The following is a 22,661-nucleotide window of genomic DNA, read 5'->3' on the forward strand; positions in this document are numbered from 1 at the left end:
CCATAAAAAGAAGTTAAAATGGCTTCTTGTATTAAGTATACCCAAAAAAGGGAAAAACAGCTTGGGACTTGACAGTTTTGTTCATATCAGCGGAATGAGGATTACATAACACGATCAAAATAGGCGTTTTTAAGGAAATAACGGAATGAGGATCCGCCAAATCCGTGAACACCAGTCAATAAATACAGTAAACTCAAAAAGAAAAAATGGCTTGGAGAAATATCCAATCCATTTAGGTGAGATTTAACTTGTGAATTACTGTTATGCCTCACAAGTTAATAATGTTATTGTGGTTTTTTAACGTTAGAAAACGTGGTTATGTTATACTAAATCATTTTTAAAGGCGTAAATAACTGCTTGTGTTCGATCCTGCACCTCTAACTTTCCTAAAACATTACTAACGTGAACCTTTACTGTTTTCAAGGCAATAAATAATTGATCTGCAATTTCCTGATTTGTTTTACCCTGTGCAACAAGCATTAATATCTCCATCTCACGATCAGTTAATTGATCATGTGGACTATCGACAGGCTTTTCGCGCATCCGATTCATTATCTTACCTGTTACTTCAGGCTCCAAAATAGATTGACCTTGATAAGTTGCCCGGATTGCTTTCGCGATTTCGTTTGCCTTTGAGGTCTTCAGCATATAGCTTGTTGCACCTGCTTCAAGTGCCGGATACACCTTTTCATCGTCAAGAAAGCTTGTCACGATAATAATCTTTGCCTCTGGCCATTGCTCGATAATTTTCGTTGTTGCTTCTATTCCGTCCATTTCTTCCATTACCAGATCCATTAAGATGATATCAGGCCTCAGATCCAGGGCTAATTCAACTGCCTCTCCACCATCACCAGCCTCAGCGATAACATCAATATCTTGTTGGGCTGACAGGTAGGCTGCGACACCTATTCTAACCATCTCATGGTCATCAGCAAATAGTACGTTAATCATTACTTTCACCTTCTTTTCTAAAGCTTGGGACTTTTACTTCCAGCCTTGTTCCTTCGTCGGGCAAACTGATAATTTTAAACGTTCCTCCCACTTCAAAAGCACGTTCACGCATATTTTGAAGTCCGTATGAACTAGTTTTAACCTGTCCCATATCAAATCCAATTCCATCATCAACTACACGCATAATTACAGTTTCATCACGTTCGATTAACATGACATGGAAGGAAGATGCCTTGGCATGACGAAGGGTGTTTGAAACAGATTCCTGCAGAATTCGAAATAATTGGTCTTCTACACCCTTATCAATAGTAAGTGCTTCTACTTTCCAGTCAATCTCCATTGGTACTTTTTGTGTAAGTTCAACCAATAACTCTTCTACACCTTCCTGAAGAGATTTCCCTTTAAGTGCAACAGGACGCAAATGAAGTAATAATGCACGCATTTCAAGCTGTGACTGATGAATCATTTTTTCCACCATTTGCAGCTGTTGTTTAATCGATACATCATCGGGTGGATTCGATTCATTAATGGCTGACATCATCATGGACGCTGCGAACAGCTGCTGACTAACCGAATCATGTAGTTCTCTTGCCAAACGATTCCTTTCCTGGACGACAACTTCCTGTAAACTCTTTTCACGTTCATTCGCTCTTTCAGTAACCAATCGTTGTGCATTTTCCGTTTGGATTCGTATTTTTTCCTGGATTTGTTCCATGAATTGCTGAATTTTATCAAGCTCTTTATAGGCTTCATCATCGGTAGATATCTTTTGACCTTTAGCAATTTCATCCAAGTGCTTCGAAACACGCAGCAGCCGCTGTCGCCAGTACCATCCCGTAGTTACACCAATAATTGCACCTGCAACGATTGGTATTCCAAACACAAATACTAGAAATGGCACATCATAAATCGTTCGCTCAATTATTAACGACCAGTTATCAAGTGGAAAAGCTGCCATTGTAATCCCAATCATTATTAGCGTGATTAGCAAGGTAAATAAAATCGCGGTGAAGACGTGACGTAAAATAGGACTCATATCCGCTTCACCTCAATATCTCCGGAGAGTACTGACGTTACAATTTTCACACGTGGAAATGTTGTATCATAGTCTTCTGTTTGATAGAGAAGCGATTGATTCATCAACTTCCAATGATGCTTTCCTAGAATATGAGCACGCCCAAAAATGGCACTATGATGTATGCTCACTTCTACTTCGTAAGGAACATGTATTTCAACGTTTCCAATGATATGACGTAGCGAAATCACTACAGTATCATTAGGAAGAACGGTATTACTTAAATCAATTATCCTATCTCCAAAAGCTGCATGAATATTAATATCCCGCCATTGATATGCTGTATCTTCCGTACGTTGATCACCGAAAACTTTATGGTTGAACAATGGCTTCAATTGAGTAACAGTTTCACTTTCCACCTCTTCGGTTACAGTTAATCTTGGATTTATTTGTTCCGATTCCTGCTTTGACTTGGAATAGTTTATGATGAATAAAACGATAGCTGCCAGAATTAAGAAACGGACTGCCAGCATATTTAAGACAGCAAATACTAAACCAACTACCCCGAGCCAGAAAAAGACTTTTCCCCATAGTCGATAGAATTTTTTCCAGCCGATATAGATAAAAAAGCCCGAAAATAAAGCTGAAAAAATCATCCCTCCATGAAAAAAGGCGACTTCTATTACAAAAAGAATCACTCCAATTATCAATATCCAGTTAAAGGTATCTGTCGACAAACGTTGAAACATGAAGTGACCCTCCTCTTATACTTTATGTAGAATAGACGCAGAAGGACTGCGCCTGTTCAGTATATCATTTTTTCATATGTTGATACATAATGCTTTTAATTTGCTTTTTCTTGCATTTCTTTTTCCAGTTTGTCAATTTTACTGTCAAATGTGCTTCTGTAATAGGAGGTGTTTACTTTGTTTTCCAGACCTTCAATGTACTGCTCCATTTCAGCAAAGCGTGAAAAAGGTTTTTCTGATGTTTCTTCCACTACCTTATTTATTTGATGGTTCGCGTGTGCAACATTTTCACGACCCATTAGTTCCATTCTGCGTAAATGCATATCTTTAAGTTTGTGCTTCATCTCTTCATATTTCTGTTCTAATGTTTCCAATTGCTCAACTGCTTCTTCACGTGATGCTTTCATACGATCTGCACGTACTTGATACTCTTCATGCTCTCTTACAGCAAATTCATGCATTTGTGCTTCTTCTGCTTTTTCTGCGATACCTGCTTGTTTCAGGCGTTTATCCGCAAGATCCTGTGCCTTATGATATTCTCTGGTAAACTCATCTTTCAGTTTATATTGACGCTCAACAAGCTTGCGTACTTTTTCCTTTTCCTGCTCGCTTTGGCGTAAATATTGATTTAATGCTGCAATTGGATTTTTCTGTTCCTTTTGATCCATTATATTATGAAGATCTGACGAAACTGAATCTTTTATCCGTGTAAATATATTTGTCATTATAAATCGCTCCTTTAGATTACTTATTTATTTCTGCCCATTGGCGTTCAAAGTTTGTGAATGGGTCATTATTTTCCACTACTTGATCAACTGATTGATCATCATCTTTCCAGCTTGTGTAAATTAAGTACAAGACATATGCTGCTGCAATGCCGATTACTGCATAGATGTTTGACAGTCCAATACCTAATACAAATAAACCAGCGATTACCCAGCCAATTTTTCCCGCTGCAGAATCACTTTTGATGAACTTTTTAAAGATGATATACAGCAGCCATACACTGACTCCTAGTAAAACCATCGGACCAAGATTAGCCAGCAAAATAAAAAATGCAACCAACCCTCCGACGAACAACATAAATTTTTTCATGTATCCCGCCTCCTTTCATAAATCAATCATACCGATTAAACAGCGTCCTTGTAATGATCCACAGCCATATTTTGAACTAGGTCTCAAGGCGTATAAAACAATAAAAAATAGGTGTGCTACCCCTGAAGAGGAAAAGCACACCCTGATTCTTTATCGTTTTGTTGTCGATGTTTATCGTTTTCGCTTCAACCTTTATCGATTCAATGTCGATGTTTATCGTTTTCGTGTCGAACTTTATCGATTCGCACCTGCCAAAGCACCAATTCGGTCGATCACACTCCGAATCTCCTCTTTCGAAACGTCAAAATGCGTTACAAATCGGACTGTATATGGACCAAATGGTACTGCTAGAATACCAGATTCCTTGAGCATCTCTAAAAATTGTTCTGCACGTAATCCAGCATCTTCAGTATATACAAGCACTATATTTGTATCGACGTTATTTTCGATTGTTAAGCCACTTACTTCTTTCAATCCGTCTGCCAATAGTTGCGCATTTTCATGATCTTCTGCTAGTCGGTCAACCATTGTGCGTAATGCGACTAAACCTGGTGCAGCAATAATACCAGCTTGTCTTAATCCGCCTCCTAAGCGTTTACGCCACTTTCTTGCTTTTTTGATAAAGTCGGTAGATCCTGCAATTATCGAGCCAACGGGTGCACCTAACCCTTTAGACAGGCAAAATTGAACCGTATCAGTATACGCCGCAAATTCCTTTACATCAATTCCTGTAGCAACTGCCGCGTTAAACAAACGTGCCCCATCAAGATGAACAGGTATATTTTGTTGCTGGGCCATTTCAAAAATTGCTTGCATATTATCAAGTGAAACAACTGCTCCGCCCGCACGATTATGCGTATTTTCTAGGCAAATCAGCCCTGTCTCTGGTAAATGTATATCGTCTCCACGAACAGCCGCTTGCACTTCACCGGGATCCATTGCACCATTTTTTCCAGCTATGGTTCTTGGCTGGACACCTGCAAGTGCTGAAATGGATGCACCCTCATATATAAAAATATGGGAATCTGCTTCTAAAATAATTTCCTGCCCTGGCTGACAGTGTGTCAATACGGCAATCTGGTTTCCCTGAGTTCCACTTGGGACAAACATTGCAGCCTCTTTGCCAAGCATTTGAGCAGATAATTCCTCCAATTCTATTATAGTCGGATCCTCCTGGTATACATCGTCGCCAACTACTGCATCGAAGGCCGCTTGTCGCATTTCTGGTGTTGGTTTAGTCACTGTATCACTTCGTAAGTCAATCATCGTTTCCCCTCCATATTAGTTATCGGCTAACATTTCTTTTGCAATTAACTCGTAAGATTTCTGTCTTGCCTCATAACTGTGTGTAATAGTAACAAGCATAAATTCATCTACCTGATAAAGCAGCTGCAGTTGTTCAAGCTGCTCTTTCACTTCTTTTGGATTACCTATGATCATTTTGCGTTCCAATTTCCTAATCGTTTCTTTTTCTTTATCCGAAAAAGAGTACGTCTTAGCTTCTTCAACAGATGGAATACGTCCGCTGCTCTCACCTTTTGCACGCTGCACGCTCCAAAGCTGACTGCTTAATGCCAATTCATTAGCTTTATCTGTTGTTTCTGCACATATGACTGACACTGTAACAATCGTTTCTGAATGTTTATTTGTATATTGCTTAACGATTGAAGGACCATCTGCATCACTCATAAAGTGTCCATACACATATGGAAGACCTTTCTCAGCAGCCAATATTGCACTTTTTTCACTTGTGCCAAGTAACCAAGGCTCTGGTGAATACGTTGGGACTGGAGACGGCTTTATTTTCGAATACATGTGATCCTTTGGAAAACTATTATGTAAAAACCCCAGGACTTCATCAATTGAATCAGAAAACTGGTTTACCTGTTTTAAAAAGTCACCTGATAACGCAATGCTCGCCTCAGCTGAACCACCAGGAGCGCGTCCGATCCCAAGGTCGATACGATTCGGAAATAGAGTTGCAAGCATATTATATCTTTCTGCAACATTAAAAGGCTTATAGTGAGGTAACAGTACAGCACCAGCACCGATTCTGATACGACTGGTCTGCGCTCCGATCATTCCAAGCATAAGGTCTGGTGCAGGGCAAGCTAATCCTGGCAAATCATGATGTTCGGCAATCCAATAACGTGTATAACCTAAATCATCACCAGTCTGGGCCAGTTTTATCGATGCTGCTAATGCTTCATTTGCTGTTTTACCATTTGATATCGGAGCCTGGTCGAGAATACTTAACCTCATTTTGCAGTACCTTCTTTCAGTTCAAAATATCTAGTTTCTTAAAAAAATCCTTGTAAGAGCCTCTACCAATAATCATTGACTACATATTAACATACATATATCATCGTCATATAGTTTCTAAAACTACATACTAGTTAAGAAGGTGTTTCAAAAGATGGGGATTTATATACGTGAGCCAATTAATGGTCTGACACATTTGTTTGGCGCTATTTTATCGTTTGTGGGATTGCTTGCCTTGGTCATAAAAGCAGCAGCAACGACAGATTCTATGCTAGCAATCATGGCCGTGATAATTTTTGGTGTCAGCATGATTTTGCTATATGCAGCGTCAGCAACATATCACATGGTTGTTGCAAAAGATCATGTCATTGCCTTTTTAAGGCGCATTGACCATTCCATGATATTTGTACTGATCGCTGGGACCTATACGCCACTATGCTTAATAAGTTTACAGGGGGTAACCGGCTGGGTTTTATTTGCAGTGATCAGCAGTATCGCAATAGCCGGAGTAACATTTAAATTAGTTTGGTTTCACTCACCCAGATGGCTGTCGACAGCATTATACATTGTGATGGGGTGGATTGTTGTATTTTATAGCCCTGCACTTGCGCCAATCATAGGTATCAACGGAATGACTCTGCTAATCCTTGGAGGTCTTTTTTACACGGTGGGGGCATTTATCTACTGGCTCAAGCCTAAGTTTCTATCATTTAAACATATGGGATTCCACGAGATTTTTCATATATTCATCCTGTTCGGAAGTCTATTTCACTTTTTTTGTATATATAGATATGTACTGTAAATTAAAGCAAAAGCCACCAATCAGCGTTGGTGGCTTCCCTTTTTTTATAATGCCGTTTCCTTCGCATTTTCACCCCTGACAAACACGAATGTATATAGCAACAGCAATACTAGCAAACTAATAATGGAAAAACCATAAATGAAATGATAGCTTGTAAGGGATGCAAGCACACCAAGCCCCGTTGATCCAACTGCAATCCCAAGATCCATCGATGAAAAGAACATGGCGTTGGCAGTCCCCTGCTTTTCTTTTTCCACGAAACCAACAGCAATTGCCTGTAAAGTTGGTGTCATAATGCCATAAGAAAAACCGTACAGTACCCCAGCTATAAGCAATGTTATCGTATTCTCGGTAATTGATAAAAGAAATAATCCGATAATGCCAGAAATTGCAGCAGGATAAATAATAATTTTGTGTCCCAGATTATCATACAATCGCCCGGAGAATGGACGAACAACAACCATCATAACTGTCATCACCAGGAAAAATAATGAAACAGATGCTCCAATATCAGCTTCCGCGCCAAGACCACTCAAAAAACTGATTACTCCTCCTAAAGTCGTTGTAAAAAACATTGCTAAAATACATGGAAGTAATGCCTTCTTATCAAATGCATACTCCTTAAATGAAATTTGCTTGTCTGTATCGGCATGGGCACTAAACTTAGGAGTTTTCACAAAAAATCCAAGCACCAATGCAGCAATTGTCATTACAATGGACATTATAATTAAAAGATTGTATGAATATAGCTACAGCATCGAAATGGCAAACATTGGGGCCACACTTGTTCCAACACTTGTAGCTAATCCGTAATAGCCGATACCTTCCCCAAGCCGCTTAACCGGAATAATGTTTGTCGCCAAAGTGGAGAGTATGGTAGTAATAATACCAAACGAAACCCCATGCAACGCCCGCAGACACAGCAGGAGACTTACGGAAGTCTGCCCGTAACTCAGACCGATCGTTAACACCAATAGGATCAGTGTAACAATACTCATTACTTTAACATCAACCTTATGAATCAAGTAGCCGATCAGAGGACGCGTTAAAATCGCTGCCCCCATAAAGACCGTTGTCATCAGACCAGCCTGTGTCGGGTTCTTTTTAATTTCCATAATATATGCAGGAAAACCTGCAGTCAGTAATTGTAAACATAGAAAAAATAAAAAAGCCATCACGACAATGACTATAAATTGGGACGTCCATAATCTTGATGTATTTCTACCCATAAAAATAAATTCCTTCTTTCTATTTGTTTGCTTCGTCTAGTTGTGAATCGATGTTGCTCTCCAGTGAATGCAAAACTTCTTGAAAAATTGCTAGTTGATCTTTATCAATATCATTGATTATTTTGAGATAAATTTCCTCTAGATAGGGTCCAACTTCTTCAACCAGTTGTGAGCCTCTATCTGTAATGTTGATTAAAAAAGAACGTCTGTCTTCCGGATTTCGAACGCGATACACATACTCATGCTTTTCCAACAGATCAAGGATTTTGGTTAATGTTGCCTGATCTTTATCCGCCCGTTCAGACAATATCTTTTGTGTCACCTGACCAGATTCGTCTAATGTACGGAGAACACTCCATTGCTCTGTCGTAATATTAAAAGACTTTAAATAATAGTTTATAATCCGTGTAATTTTTTTGCTTAGCCGAACCGATGCAGAACCAATTGCTTTATCCATTGACATAGACAAAAGTAATTCCCCTTTCAAACGTATTTTACTAGTATATATGAAAATATTGTTTGTGTAAATATATTTTGTATACAAAATATTTTTGCTTAAAAAAATGACCCAGCTTCTGCCGGGCCATTGCTTCCTTAGTAGGATACAATTTCAGAAAGTACATATTGATAAAGAAGTTGTTCCGTATAATTTAATGACGTCTCGTGTGTTCGCTCATATGCATGGGATGAATCAATTCCCGGTCCTATAAGTCCATGAATAATATCATGCCCAGCCCTGATAGCAGCTGATGCATCGGAACCGTAGTACGGATAAATATCTAATTTATGCCCAATATTGTTTGATTCTGCAAGCTCTACTAGATGCTTACGCAATCCATAATGATATGGTCCGCTGGCATCCTTCACACAAATAGAAACGGTGTATTCATCTGTAGTTTGGCCATCGCCCATTGCACCCATATCGACAGCCAGGTATTCGACCGTTTCAGGATTTATATTGGAGTTACCACCATAGCCAATTTCTTCATTGTTTGAAATTAGAAAATGTGTCGTATGAGGTAATGTGACATTTTCTTCTTTAACCCTTTTTATAAGTTGCATAAGGCCGGCAACACTTGCCTTGTCGTCTAAATGACGTGATTTAATAAAACCGTTATCTGTTATCTGAACACGAGGATCAAAGGAAACAAAATCCCCTACTTCAATTCCAAGTGCACGAATATCATCAGCATTTTCAACCTTTGCATCAATACGGACTTCCATATTCTCCTGATTACGCTCTGCTTTTCCTGCATCCTTATAGACATGGACGGAAGTTTGATGCATTAGGATTGTTCCTGTGTAAACGTTGCCGCTGGTGGTTTCGATTTCACAGTACTCACCCTCAATAGCGTTATATTTGAAACCGCCGATAAGATCAAGACGCAGACGGCCGTTACTTTTCACTTCTTTAACCATAGCACCTAGTGTATCAACATGTGCGGTTAACATTCTGTGTTCCTTGTCATTTGCTCCAGGTAATGTCGCTATTAAGCCGCCTTTACGATTGCGCTTTGTTTCCACCTGCAGATTTTGTAAAAAATCCTCCACATATTGAATCACTTTCTCAGTGTTACCTGATGGACTCGGGATAGAAACCAGCTGTTTAATAAGTTCTTTCGTTTCGTTTACGTTTGGATATGTAGTCAAAATGATTGCTCCTTCCTTAACTATAAATCTACTTCTTATATTGTATCGTTAATTGCGGGAGCTAACAACAAACCTTCTTAAGAAAATCATTAAAATCACTATAACTTAAAGCATAAACTTGTAACACTTTAATCATATATATGTTAGCTTACTAATCACGATAATATTAATGTTGAATAAATAACTCATTTTAATATTAAATTACTTAAAAAAATCTTCTCGAGCTTTATAAGCTAGCGGAGTTTCCGAAATACCTTTCCAACCCGGATAAAATAATTCATTAACATTTAAACGTTATATGTTTAAATTGCTGAAACTATTTTAAAAATTAAATAAAATATCCTTATCAAGGAGGTTGAGGGACTGACCTTGTGATACCTCGGCAACCGCAACCTACAAGTCAAAAGCAGAATAAGAAAATCCGCATTTAATTAGATGTAATTAACAAATTTTTTTCAGTCTATTTTACAGATGTTTGAGAAGAAATTCTGAAGACTTTCTAAATCACTGCCCAATATCAATATTAAAGGCTTCTAAGTAATGGCTCATTTGTTAAAAATCTATCACTGATTAATTAAGCCTCTTTACTTTAAAATGCATTCAAATGGTTCAATCTGTAAAGAATGGTACCTGTGCTACCCTCTTCCAAATCTTTGATGGTAATATTGTTTTAGAGTATTCTCCATATTCAGACCCGTTCACTAATACTTCCATTGGTACTGAGAAGGCTTCACCCACTAGTAAAGCACTTCCAGTTCTAAGGTAAGATATTCTTGTTAGCTGTGACTCATTAATATAAGGAATACTTTTCCTCATTTGATCCAAATCTATATTGTTTCGAATTCTATGTAAAATAAAGTTATTACATTGCGACATAACAGTTTTTGAAAGCTCTCCAGGCCTTTGACTTACAAGTATCATAAAAATACCGAATTTCCTACCTTCTTTTGAAATTTGTTCGAAGACTTTCAGCGAACGTAGTGGTTCTTCATAACTTCTCTCTTGAATATATTTATGGGCTTCATCAAAAATAAAGTGAAACATTTCTTCTATATTTCCCTGATTTCTTCGCTTATCCTTTTGAGTATTATAAATAATACGAAGGACATACCCAGTAAAAAACAATAAATCATTATCATCCATACTGGACACTTTAAATATAGTAAACCCTTTTCGAAAAGACATAATTTTATTGAATTCTTCTATTTTTTCTTTGGTCTTATCGAATAAAGAATTTGAATATGTTGCTATTAAGTTGTCAATTCGGGTCATTAGTGTCGAACAATGCGAACGAACTTGAGAGTTACCTTTTATTTCTTCAAATAAGAAGACCATATTTATACCTGTTTCTAATTTAGAAAGATCATCTACTGAACAATCTGCTTCTTCCATCATACTTGCAATTACTTCTTTACAATCTTCATAATGATAGCCGGACTCTTTTTTAATAAAAATTTTCAAGGCTTCTATAAATGTTTCTTCTCGGCCATTGGATATACTTCCGAATTGAGAGCTATATGATCGTAGTGCTTCTTGTACCTTTTCGTCATCTATGTCTTTTAATAGATTTACTATTTTAGTTCTTTTACCCACTACTTCTGTTTGGACATTTTCATACATAAATAATGCACAATAAGCGTTGATCCAATTATTAAAGTCAGTTTCTTTGCTAATTAAGTTGCCTAGGCGTAGACCATTTAATAACACTGGTAGTTGGACCCCCGGAGAAGGTTGGACAAGGTTTATCCAATCTTCTTTGCATAAAGTAGATAATGGTATTGCTAAATCATCTTCTACATCAACCTCGTTAACATTATCACTAGGTATTGAATTATACTCATCGTGTACATCAAAAATAACAAAGTTTGCACTATCAATATCAAAGCTATCCTTTGCTGATTCTATAACTTCATTTATTAACTTTCTAACAGTTGTAGACTTACCCGATCCGGTATTACCCAAAATACTCATATGATGAGATAATAACTCGTCAACATTGAATCTCGGGTAATAGCCATCATAAGCAGCCATTGAACCAATGCTTAAAGATAAGTCAATTTGGTTATTTAACTGTAAGATAGTATTTATGTCCTCCGTTAGTGTCAGGTACACATAATCCCCAATCATAGGAAATTTTGATAAACCAAAATTAAACTTTTTATTCTCTATTTCCCCTAACGGTGTAGCCTCAAAGTATAAACAATCACTGAATTTAGATTCTTCCTCTTTTATCAAAGGTTTCTCTTGTTCAAATAATCCAGTTACTTGATAAATAAATTTCTGGTAACGAGACTTATAAATTGTAATAAATGTATTTATTCCTTCAAATAAATATAAGTCCCCCTTATAATTGTGATTAATTTTGTCTTTATTAGAAATTTCAATTAAGATTTTGTTTGTAAAGGCCTTGCTTATAACTCCTATGCTATTCTGATTCTTCATCTTCTTTATCACATCCTAGATACTCAATAAAGTTAGCAAAATAGTGGCCATCATCCTGGCTCTTGAAACTTCCACCAATAAAATGGAAGTTCATTCTATCCATATTCTCTTTCAAAAAACTTTTAGCTTTCGGCTCATCAGAATTTCCAAATACAATGAGAGTAAAATCTTCATTATTTAAAGCTTGAGAAATTAACTGATTAATGTGATCATCGGGAAATCCGTACCCAATTACGACTAATGTAGAATCAGGCTTTTGTAAATTCGTTGTGAATTCTCTTATTAATTCCGAATAGGGTGATTGTTGAGACTCAAGATGCTTATGGATAGTAGGGTAAATCATCACATTTTCTGTATTATCATTGTATTTAGGATTTTGCTGAATTATAGAATTAAGGTCGTCACTATATTCCCAATCAATTGAACCATGTAATTTGTGAAGCTTTATGTACCTCTTTAGAGTACTCCATTTTTCTTTATATCTATTTTGATCATCCACTAACCTTAACCTATATTCATATGGGTTGAAAACTCTCTTCACGCTACCTTTAAATCCATTAGAATAGTGAATGCCTAAGTCCTCCATAGCTACTTCATTAAATAAGTCATAGTTAGTGGTAAAAACATTTAAAGGAGAATGATTCTTAAACTCTCTTTGATTAAAAATGTTTCCGTAAAAATTTTTATAGTTTTCAAGCGTCTCAACAACCTTTTCGTTAAAAGGATCATCCAACTCAAAATATCTTTTAGGCATTGTCTTTAATAATTCATCTTTGGTAGTTTTAAAGGCTTTTTGATAAGGATATGCTTCTCCAGATTCTTCTCCATGAAACGTAATTGCATTATTTAACCAATTAAGATAATTTTCGATATCGTCACTATCTATAAATTTACCCAAGTAAGGTTCTATCTCTTCTTTTTGTTTAATGTTGGAAAATATCCATGACATTAAAGGTACCGCTGGAAGGGAAGCACCAGACCCTATTAAGAAGTTCAAATTTTCACTACTACATTGGTGTTTAATAAAAGTAGAAACCTCTTTAATTTGATGGCTGAAACTCTTTCCCCTTAAGTTATCCTCTCCAGCCCGTATATGATATATATTTTGTGTGAAGTCTTCTTCACTCATTAAATTACCCCCATAAATAAATCGCTATAAAATTCTATCTTTTACAATTAATGCAAACCAAAATAAAAACTACAAGATAGATAATTTAGTATTGGTAAGATCTTAGCGTAATTAACCTATACTTATTGCTGTAATTCTCATCATTATCATTAATCATATTAAATGGAGATTCAAATCCCAAAGTTCAAAATTTGATTACATCAATGGTTAAAAAGAGATTAGTATCAGTGTTAGTGAAAGGTACATAACACCCATAGTGTCTCGAAGTCAAGTCTTGAACTATTTATGGTACTAGTTATTCTAATACCATTAAAGTTTTTGAATGTGAATGCCTTCTTATTAGTTCCTTTTATTGAAAAACTTGTTATATATGAATACAGGACTTGCGATAAGCCATAATATACCCGCAAAGACCACACCATAAAAGAGACCTTGCAAAAGACTATAAAGGAGGTCTCCTATAAAATCAAAAACCTTTACATACCAAGGATGTGGAACTTTTTCTTCCTTCTTTTCTAGATAAGAATTGATATTTTCCCAATCGATATTGCTGCCGGAGCTATTTCCGTTATGGTAGTGATATTCTCCGTACTCCAGTCCGTGCTCTACGCAGTTTGTACGACATATATTTAGATTCTACGAAAATTTTTGGTAATCTTGCTTATAAATATTTATAAACAGTTGATCTCTATCATTTTGATGGTTAATACGCAAACCCGTCTGATTACTTTGTGCTGGAACTTTCTTCAACCCGAGTCTCTCATAAATACTTTCTTCTGTGAATTGTAAACTAGGTAAATCTATTAAAACCTTAAGCCTAGTTGATTTTAAAAATACTTTTTCCCATTTATCGTTCTTTGGACCAAAAATTGTTAGGTATTTGCTTCTAATAGAATAATTGTTATCTTTTAGTTTTTTTAGATGCGAATTTCCTAAACTATTTATAGAACGCTAAAATTCTGCAAGTCTTTTCATACGAACCTCCCCTATAAATAAACCTAATTTAGGTATATTTGACTCAACATTAATTATTCACATAATCCATGTTATGAGAACTTATCTATATAAAACAATATAAAATAGTAGATCGCCTTCAGCAGTTTTATTTATGAAAAATTCCATGCTTGAACAGGCATCAAATTTATCCCTCTTTTTATTTATTGAATCACTTAATTTTGTAGTCTCTTTAACAAGATTCGACATTGATTGTTAAATTCCTCCAAACTTAAAGGATTATCCGTAATTTTTATGAAAAGAACTAAAATTTCTATGGCAATTGGCGGAAGTGCTTTTACTTCCGTTTTTTTATTTCAATAAGAGTGAAATAATAGGTATGCGTAACTTATGATTATTCAATCTAATAATTATAAATCATTTATTACATCATGCCGCCCATAAGATGAAAGGCTGTAACATCTTTAACATCATGCTACAAAATAGCGGTATATCAACGTTTTTGAATTATCTTGCTGTATCAACTTTCATGTGAAATTACGATTTTCACTTCCGTGCGTTAGCAAAATGTTAGCATTTTTTCTTAGAATTAGAATAAAGAACGAATCATGTTTTATATATAGTCTGTAAATTAGTTTAATTGAAAATATACATGCTTAAAGTATGCCGCCCGTATATTAACATAGGAAACATATAAAAATAAAAGTTAAAAAAACCATTAAATCAACATTTTTTGATATTTACTTTCGCATAATTATAGTTGCTTATAAATATGAACATAATCAAAACATGAACATTTTATTTTTATTGAAAAAATATAAAGTTTCAATTCACTCTTGTTCTTGCAAGTATTTTATTAGGTAAAAAAACTTAAAGTGAACTCTACTCTGTCGATAGAAATGTACTTTTAATTATAATAGATTAGGCTTTAAAGGGTTGATTTTTTATCAAATAGTGTTGGTGGCAACATGTTTAAGTTTTTCACCCGATTGCCACCAACTTACCACCATGATTGGCTAACTGTCGATATTACATAACAATACTCCATAAGCTAGTCATAAGGTAACTTTTATGATTAATTTTTGTTAATAAACCAGACAAAGTTAATATAATTTAATTAACCAAATATATATAGAAAGGATGTTATAATTGAGACTAAAATTTACAGAAATAATAAACATCACTGTTAACACTTAAGTCCAAAATCTACTTCAACTACTCAATAATAAAGAACACTTAATAAACTTCCACCTAGCTAAGCCAGAATCCAAAATCTCCATTTACTATAATTAAAACGTAAACTTATTAACAATCTTATACATGGTTGTTAGCGCATATTTTGCATCTTCTTCAAGAATTCATCTTTTTCTTTCCCAGTATCAATTGCACGCTTCAGTAGCGTAGAGTCACTTCGCCCTTAAACCGGGCGGATTTTATTAATATTCTATTTCGTATGTTTCTCCACCGAAACGGAGCTGCTTACATTTAGTAGAGAGGCTCATATTATTTATTAAATAGAGACGCCGCTCCAATAAACGTGCTAATAAGTGGGCTATATGAGATATCTACCTTCACACTAGAATCTGATAAATTCCCCTTAAAATGTGACTCGAAAAGCTGATAGCTTTTTGCTATCTGGCCTCCAAATACAATTACTTCAGGTTTTACAGAATCAATAAATGGATTAACAGCTTCACCCATTATTGCCCCAAAATCATTAAACGCCTCCATTGCACATTTTTCTCCCCTTATAGCCAATGCTGCTAATTCTCTTACATCTAGTTCTCTACTATCAAAACCTTTACTTTGAGCCAAATTTAATATCCCTCTTTTAGAAATATAATCGTCAATTATACCTTTTTTAAATGGGACATTAAAAATATTGCCACTTTCTGGTACGCCCCAATGACCTTTAACTATATCTCCCTGGTCCATAAATACTGAACCTATCCCTGTTCCTAAGGTAAAAGAAGCGATTCTTTCCACATTTCGCTTTTTATATCTATCTACGTATTCACCTAATGCAAATAACACCGCATCATTTTCGATAAGAACCTTGAGATTATTTAGCGAAAGGCTAATTATGAATGATTTTTTAGCTAACCGATTCTGCAGTTCTTCTTTTACATTTGTTCCATAAAGAGATTCATATTTTGCTAAATCTTTTATATAACAAACTCCGCTTTGATAGTCACAAGGACCGGGAAAGGCAATCCCAATACCCACTATACTGACATCACTCTTTAATTCCATAATTAATTTGATTTGTTCTACAATTATATTTTTAATGTGATTTAATATCACATCTTTCGGTTCATTAGCTAATGAAGGATAAGTAGCTATAGTTTCTTTTGGGACAACTCCGTTACTTGATACAGCTGCCGCATGAATAGAAGTTCCACCTACATCTAATGTAATCACATAACTCGCGATAAAAAACCACCTCTTTGATTGATTTTACGTTTGGCTTTCGATAAAAATAGCCCACTTTTAAGCTTAGTCCTATTAAAATTTCACTCTACAAATGCTTTAATTGTTGCAATGGTTTCCCCATCACTTTGTCCGTAAGGCCTGATGGTATATTCTTTTAATGAAGCTGGAATGATAAACGTTTCTGCATAATGAACGATAAAAGGATCAAAGGCTTCCGCTGGACTTTCTACAATAGCTTCCTTTCCTTCTACTAAATTCAACATATTCACGCTATTATGTGTGCTATGATATACCTTCTCCGAAAACCAGTGCCGATGCGTCCGAATGAACTGATTTTCATGGAGACCTGTTTTTTCTTCTGTCCATCCTTTTCCTGTTTCAATCGTTTCGGTGCGATTGACAAGGTTTTCCTTGACCCATTCCTCATCTCGCTCAATCAATATATTGTTCTTTCCATGGTTAAGGTGTACTGGGCGTGGTAAACCATCTAGCCCTACTCGACCCCAATCCCACAATTTAAAGGTAAATATATACGGAGTTGCACTAATTTCCAAGATAACTGTATTTCTTCCACTGCAGTGGATTGTCCCAGCAGGAATCAGGTAATGATCATGTTTTTTTGCAGGAAGTTTGTTAATATATTTTTCATCTGGGAAGACAATTTCTCCTAATTCCGCTCTTTCTAAACCATTCAATAAATCTTCCTTCTTAATCCCTTCTTTTACACCCAAGTAGACACTTGCATCATCTGAGCCCTCTAATATGTAGTAGCTTTCATCCTGGGTATAATGCATACCAAATTCATCTTGAATATATTCTGTTAAAGGGTGAACCTGTAGACTCAGATTTCCGCCATTCATTGTATCTAAAAAATCAAAACGAATAGGAAACTCTGTCCCAAAGCGAGCATGTACTTTATCCCCTAGTAATTCTACAGGATGAGCAAAAACAACATTAATAGATGGAATCTCAAGCCTAGTACCTGAAAAATTTAAATAAATACTATTCTCTTCAGGAACACCATCGAAACCCCATGCGAAGTTTTTAACATTTGGATCTAGTGAAAGCTTTTCTTTCATCCATTGGCCTCCCCAAATCCCTTCATCAAAAAAAGGAACCAAACGAAAGGGGGTTTCCACTACCTGTATCAAGGCAGATCGGTAATTTTCTCCGCTTACGAGTTTTGGATTATCCTTTTGATTCGTATCTAATAAGTAGTCAATTTGTTCAAACAGTTGCTTTTTTTGCCTGTCTGCAATTCTCCATTCAAAGAAATATCCACGTTTATACTTTCGTAAAATATCTTCTGAATAATTATCCGATCTCCAGTTAGCAAGTTCTTGTGATCTATAGCGTCCTTGAATCTCCCATCTAGCTAAATCGGCGTAAATTAAAATATCTGGTTGCTGTACAATCGAAGCACCAACACCATAAATAATTGTTAACTTCTTGTTTGATAACTCATTTCTAGCTATCGTTAATTTATTCTCATCAAAGAATTCATGTAATTTATGATTGGACATTACACCAAATACACGATCATTAGTTAAATTTCTTTCTATCATTTGGGTAATTTTTTCAACATTATACGCTAAATTATCAGAATGAATAACTTGATCAGCATCGAGCGGTTTGATTAACCCCTCGATAATCTCGTCGTACCTAACCCCTGGGTAGCATTCAATACCTAAAATGATTTGTTCTTTTCGACCATCGATACATTTTTTTATTTCGTTAACAATATCTTGATAACCTATCCATGCTTTATGTGTTCCTTTCACTATTACTTCAGGCGATTTGTTATAATTTCCCATAGCGTACCTCCTAATTATTTTCATTAAACTTTTTACATTTTAACCAAGAGCAGGTACTCTTATCGTAGAAATCGAGTAGGAGGAGGTGACTAACCTCCGTCCTCTCACACCACCGTACGTACGGACCCGTATACGGCGTTTTCCTTAAGCTTGACGTAAGAAAATATATCTTTCATACAGACTACGAAGCCCTAAACGATTCCAATAGGAGTTGTTTAGGGTTTTGCTTAGAATAGGACTCTCCGCAATCCGCCAGTATCCCTTTCTGGTATTCGCCCATTCATGGGCCTTCCATTTTGGGACTCCTAAACCAATAAGCTTCCTCTTGCGAGTCCTTGGGAGTTTCCACTCTTTCCAAAGACACATCCGCAACCGGCGTCGAATCCATTTGTCTAGTCTGGCAAAGGTGCTCTTCGTATCTGCTAACGCGAAATACCCGCACCATCCCGTAAGATATTGATTCAGCTTCATAATACGGAATTCCATGCTCCACCCTTTCGACCGCGACGTTAATTCCCAAATCTTTTCTTTCAGTCTTCGTATACTTTTCCTGTGTACGCGTACCTTCGGTTCGCGGTGAGGCGTGAAACTGAATCCCAGGAATTTTCTTCTCCACGGTCGGTCGACGGCTGATTTCTCCCGGTTCACTTTTAAATGGAGCTTCTTCTCGATGAATGCAGTAGTCGAGTGCATCACTCGATAACCTGCCTTCCGGGAAGAAACGTAGATATGAAAGTCATCGGCGTACCGAACGAAGTTATGCCCTCTCTTTTCGAGTTCTTTGTCTAATTCATGAAGAACTATATTGGCCAAGAGCGGGCTTAACGGACCGCCTTGCGGGGTTCCTTCCTTCGATTGAACGCACACGCCATTCATGAGTATCCCCGATTTTACATATCGTTTGATAATCCGGAGAAGTCTGCTGTCTTTAATGGACTTCGCCAGAAGTCCCATTAACTTGTCATGATTGACTTTGTCGAAGAACTTTTCTAAATCCATATCTACGACCCATCGGTTACCTTCTCGAATGTACGCTTTCGCCTTGCGTACCGCCTGATGGGCATTTCGCTTGGGACGAAAACCATAACTGTGTTCCGAGAAGGTGGGGTCGAACACCTTGGTTAGTTCTTGGGCTAAGGCTTGCTGGATGAAACGGTCTACCACGGTAGGGATACCTAACAACCGTACTCCACCGTCTGGTTTCGGGATTTCGACTCGACGTACTGGAGAAGGTTGGTAGGTTCCCTTCTCGAGCTCTGAACGCAGGGTAGACCAGTGTTCGGTTACATGACTTCGCAGGTTTTGTACGGGCATGTTATCGACACCGTGACTCCCTTTATTACGTTCCACGCGTTTCAACGCTTGTATGAGATTTTCCCGTGATAGGATGCGTTCCATCATTAGATATCTCTCCTACGCGAGCGATGTTCTTTCTTCGTTTCATCTTCTGTTCCACTCTCTCAAAGTCCCCCGTGGACTTCACCACTTCCTCCTTTGAGTAGACTCCTGCGGAGTTGGCTGTGTCCTTACAGAAGGATGCATCCGAAAGGATCGCTCTTCCTTAAAGATTCGGCCCTTCCCCTCTTATCTCGAGTTAAGAAGGTACTATGGCCTCGGCTGACTTCTGCCGGCTCAGCTGTCCATCGCTGGACAGGTTGCAAAGTGTACTTCGTGTATCCGACAGACCTCCCCAGGTAAATGCACACTCTTCCTCTCCATGCACCCGCCTCATTTACTGCCAACCCCTTTGGTCATTAGGACTTTAGTGTGTTATGCCACCTCATCCCAGAATGACAGCCTTCTATGAGATTCGTGTTCCTTGGGTCGGAGATTTGCCTCCGGCTTCCTTCAGATTCCAGGTCGCCCTGGACACCCTTGCCTTCAGCTAACGGTTACAATGACCTTCACCGTTCGAGACTTAAACCCTATAGATTGCACACATGCCGGGCACACATAAAAGGGGAACGCATTGTCGATGCGATCCCAACTTTAGATTTTGCCATTCTATTTATATGAATCTAATTTCAAAGAAAACCTAAATTTTGCATCTTCTTCATACCACATAGGGAAATTTGTGCCCCATATATTATTATATAAATTAATGTGGAATCCATTTTTTAATGGTGGAGCCGTGTTGTCAAACTGTAAAAATCTTTTTTCACCAGGAGATACAAGTGGAGCATCCTTAGTATCAATAATTGCCTTACCGTCAGCACCATGATAGTGAAGTCCTGAGTTAATGGCATGTAGATTGCGATTTCCATCTTTTACAACTTCTAAAGGTGAGATGAAATCACCCATTTTCTCCATTTTCCACATATTGGGATTATCAACATTTAAATTAAATGAAAACCACAATGCTTCAGGTAAGCGATTTGCTTGTTTGTTAAACCAATTAACCTCTATATCAATTGATTTATTATTCTTATAAAACTTATAATCTATTACTACTTCCTTCGGTGCTCCAAATAACTCAACACTGGCTTCGGGCATCGTAAGTTTTGCTTTAATGATAGTAGAATCCTCTGTATCAACCTCCGTTAGGTTAACCAGCCTTGGTTTATATTCCTTGTATTCAGGTTTCGGGGTAACTAACTCCATCCCAGGCTTCCCTTGGTCGGCGTCAGACCAGTGGTGCGTTCGGCTTGTATTTTCTACATACTGTTCAAACCAAGTATTGTAATTCTCTACACCAAATGATTCGTAGCAGAACACACCTAGTCGGTTGGATTCGTTAACCCATTCTTTCCCTGCGTTGTCAGCTAGGTAAGATATTGAACCATCGATATCAAACTCCACTTCATAGTTTGAAAATTTGAATTTTGTAGCGACTGAGGTCTTTCTTGATTTTTCATATTCGTGCTTTTGGGGTTTAAGGGAAGCAAATGCTTCTTTTACTTCATTTCTTTTTTCATCTGATAAGCACTTAACCGCTTTTTTAATAAAACCTCTTTGCTCTTTCCATGAGCTTTCAAACAACTTATAGCTGTTACCTTCCCAGGCCATAAACATTTGTTCTGACATCTCATCAAATTCATTCATGGCAAATGAACCGATATAATTATACTTGTCAGGAACAGAGTCTTCTTGAATCTCGTCTTGTTCTCTTGCATGATTAAACGCTGCTTTTGAGTAATTTTTGTAATCATTCAAGAATTTTTTTTCATCTAAGCCCCATGTATGTTCAGGAATTAACAACAAGAAATCTGAAAAAAGTCTACACTCTTCACTTGTTTCATATGATTTATTTTGTTCTATCCATTTATTTCGTAGTCTTAGTAATTCCCGGTACTGAGCAACCTTGGATGGATCAGTACCTGCTCCATGTATCCATGTATCTCCAATTTCTTCGTAGACAACTGGAAGTTTATTTTTAAACGGTTCTAATTTTGCTGCAAAAGCATCCATTGTTGAAGCCTTAATTTCAGCATTAGGAAATCGTTCTTTTAATTTCTTAAACTCTTTTTTTATATCTTCTAAAGAGGGAGGTCCACAGTTATCACCAGTGTGAGCAAATACCATTACCTCGTTCAATTCCTCAATCAACAAAACATCACCATAGTTGTCTGCATAATTAACGATAATGTCAGATCCATCTGTTCCTTTCCAAACGAATATACTTGGCACTGATGGGATTTTTGAAGCCGGATTAACACCTAAGTGTAAATACTTTATCCCTTGCTTTGCCATCAATGGAATCATTGCCTTCGTGTGTCCTGGAACATCAGTCATTTTTGAAGCAATGGTCTTTTTTGAAAAGCTTTCATCTAATCTTTTTGCTATTGATAAACCATAATTAAATAAATTGGTATCCATTAACTCTGTATGCGTCGTAAATGGGAGACCGTGCCAAGAGATATAGCCTTTGTTTATTGCATCCTCCATCATTTCTCGCTCTTCTTTATTTGCTTGTGTTAGATATTCATGAATTAACCATGAACCTGTTGTCCACACAAATCCTGCTTTGTCCTCGTCACGCGCTAAACTTTCAGATAATTCTATCGCTTTTGGGATATATGAATTTATATATTGATTGGTAACATTTTGGGCTAAATCAGTAAAACCAATATCTAAATGCGTTTTAAATATGACATGAACTACTTCAATGTTTTGCAAGTTGATTTCACCCCTTCTGA

The 22,661-nt window shown here is 36.8% G+C and carries 16 protein-coding genes and 1 pseudogene; 1 reads left to right on the plus strand and 16 read right to left on the minus strand.

Annotated features, from left to right (window positions below; translation table 11 throughout):
* Positions 1 to 321: 321 nt before the first annotated feature.
* The 7 genes from J2Z82_RS03800 to J2Z82_RS03830 all read right to left on the minus strand — a co-directional run bounded on the left by J2Z82_RS03800 (position 322) and on the right by J2Z82_RS03830 (position 6,072).
* On the minus strand, positions 322 to 951 hold the full coding sequence (locus tag J2Z82_RS03800; RefSeq protein WP_209479466.1) for a response regulator: 630 nt from the start codon (positions 949 to 951) through the stop codon (positions 322 to 324).
* On the minus strand, positions 944 to 1,987 hold the full coding sequence (locus tag J2Z82_RS03805; protein ID WP_209479467.1) for a sensor histidine kinase: 1,044 nt from the start codon (positions 1,985 to 1,987) through the stop codon (positions 944 to 946). The genes J2Z82_RS03800 and J2Z82_RS03805 overlap by 8 nt, the downstream gene beginning before the upstream one ends.
* On the minus strand, positions 1,984 to 2,715 hold the full coding sequence (gene liaF, locus J2Z82_RS03810) for a cell wall-active antibiotics response protein LiaF (RefSeq protein ID WP_209479468.1): 732 nt from the start codon (positions 2,713 to 2,715) through the stop codon (positions 1,984 to 1,986). Before liaF ends, J2Z82_RS03805 begins: the two co-directional genes overlap by 4 nt.
* Positions 2,716 to 2,810: 95 nt before the next feature.
* Positions 2,811 to 3,440, minus strand: coding sequence for a PspA/IM30 family protein (locus J2Z82_RS03815; protein ID WP_209479469.1), 630 nt, complete (start codon positions 3,438 to 3,440; stop codon positions 2,811 to 2,813).
* A gap of 19 nt (positions 3,441 to 3,459) precedes the next feature.
* Entirely contained in the window at positions 3,460 to 3,810 is a 351-nt protein-coding gene (locus J2Z82_RS03820; protein WP_209479470.1) for a lmo0954 family membrane protein, read from the minus strand.
* A gap of 234 nt (positions 3,811 to 4,044) precedes the next feature.
* Positions 4,045 to 5,076: a low-specificity L-threonine aldolase gene (gene ltaE, locus J2Z82_RS03825; RefSeq protein WP_209479471.1), complete on the minus strand. Its 1,032-nt coding sequence runs from the start codon at positions 5,074 to 5,076 to the stop codon at positions 4,045 to 4,047.
* A 15-nt stretch (positions 5,077 to 5,091) separates the two neighbouring features.
* Positions 5,092 to 6,072: an LLM class flavin-dependent oxidoreductase gene (locus J2Z82_RS03830; protein ID WP_209479472.1), complete on the minus strand. Its 981-nt coding sequence runs from the start codon at positions 6,070 to 6,072 to the stop codon at positions 5,092 to 5,094.
* A gap of 154 nt (positions 6,073 to 6,226) precedes the next feature.
* Here J2Z82_RS03830 and trhA point away from each other — a divergent pair, with 154 nt between their 5' ends.
* The gene (gene trhA / locus J2Z82_RS03835; protein ID WP_209479473.1) at positions 6,227 to 6,874 is read left to right on the plus strand and encodes a PAQR family membrane homeostasis protein TrhA; all 648 of its coding nucleotides are present in this window, start codon (positions 6,227 to 6,229) and stop codon (positions 6,872 to 6,874) included.
* A 44-nt stretch (positions 6,875 to 6,918) separates the two neighbouring features.
* On the opposite strand, the pseudogene J2Z82_RS03840 reads toward trhA, so the two are convergent.
* The 9 genes and pseudogenes from J2Z82_RS03840 to J2Z82_RS03880 all read right to left on the minus strand — a co-directional run bounded on the left by J2Z82_RS03840 (position 6,919) and on the right by J2Z82_RS03880 (position 22,641).
* Positions 6,919 to 8,103: pseudogene (locus tag J2Z82_RS03840) on the minus strand (MFS transporter).
* Positions 8,104 to 8,122: 19 nt separating this feature from the next.
* On the minus strand, positions 8,123 to 8,566 hold the full coding sequence (locus J2Z82_RS03845) for a MarR family winged helix-turn-helix transcriptional regulator (protein WP_209479669.1): 444 nt from the start codon (positions 8,564 to 8,566) through the stop codon (positions 8,123 to 8,125).
* 131 nt (positions 8,567 to 8,697) lie between these two features.
* Entirely contained in the window at positions 8,698 to 9,753 is a 1,056-nt protein-coding gene (locus J2Z82_RS03850) for a M42 family metallopeptidase (RefSeq protein ID WP_209479474.1), read from the minus strand.
* Positions 9,754 to 10,362: 609 nt separating this feature from the next.
* Positions 10,363 to 12,195 carry an ATP-binding protein gene (locus tag J2Z82_RS03855; RefSeq protein WP_209479475.1) on the minus strand — a complete coding sequence of 611 codons (1,833 nt, stop codon included), beginning with the start codon at positions 12,193 to 12,195 and terminating at the stop codon, positions 10,363 to 10,365.
* On the minus strand, positions 12,179 to 13,324 hold the full coding sequence (locus J2Z82_RS03860; protein WP_209479476.1) for an SIR2 family protein: 1,146 nt from the start codon (positions 13,322 to 13,324) through the stop codon (positions 12,179 to 12,181). Before J2Z82_RS03860 ends, J2Z82_RS03855 begins: the two co-directional genes overlap by 17 nt.
* Positions 13,325 to 15,781: 2,457 nt before the next feature.
* A complete protein-coding gene (locus J2Z82_RS03865) occupies positions 15,782 to 16,699 on the minus strand; it encodes an ROK family protein (RefSeq protein ID WP_209479477.1) in 918 nt (305 codons plus the stop codon).
* Between the two features lie 92 nt (positions 16,700 to 16,791).
* The gene (locus J2Z82_RS03870; RefSeq protein WP_209479478.1) at positions 16,792 to 18,525 is read right to left on the minus strand and encodes a class I mannose-6-phosphate isomerase; all 1,734 of its coding nucleotides are present in this window, start codon (positions 18,523 to 18,525) and stop codon (positions 16,792 to 16,794) included.
* Between the two features lie 144 nt (positions 18,526 to 18,669).
* On the minus strand, positions 18,670 to 19,926 hold the full coding sequence (gene ltrA / locus J2Z82_RS03875; protein WP_209479479.1) for a group II intron reverse transcriptase/maturase: 1,257 nt from the start codon (positions 19,924 to 19,926) through the stop codon (positions 18,670 to 18,672).
* Positions 19,927 to 20,529: 603 nt separating this feature from the next.
* A complete protein-coding gene (locus tag J2Z82_RS03880) occupies positions 20,530 to 22,641 on the minus strand; it encodes a DUF5054 domain-containing protein (protein ID WP_209479480.1) in 2,112 nt (703 codons plus the stop codon).
* Between the last annotated feature and the right edge of the window lie 20 nt (positions 22,642 to 22,661).

It is taken from the genome of Virgibacillus litoralis (assembly GCF_017873675.1).
GTDB lineage: Bacteria > Bacillota > Bacilli > Bacillales > Amphibacillaceae > Lentibacillus > Lentibacillus litoralis.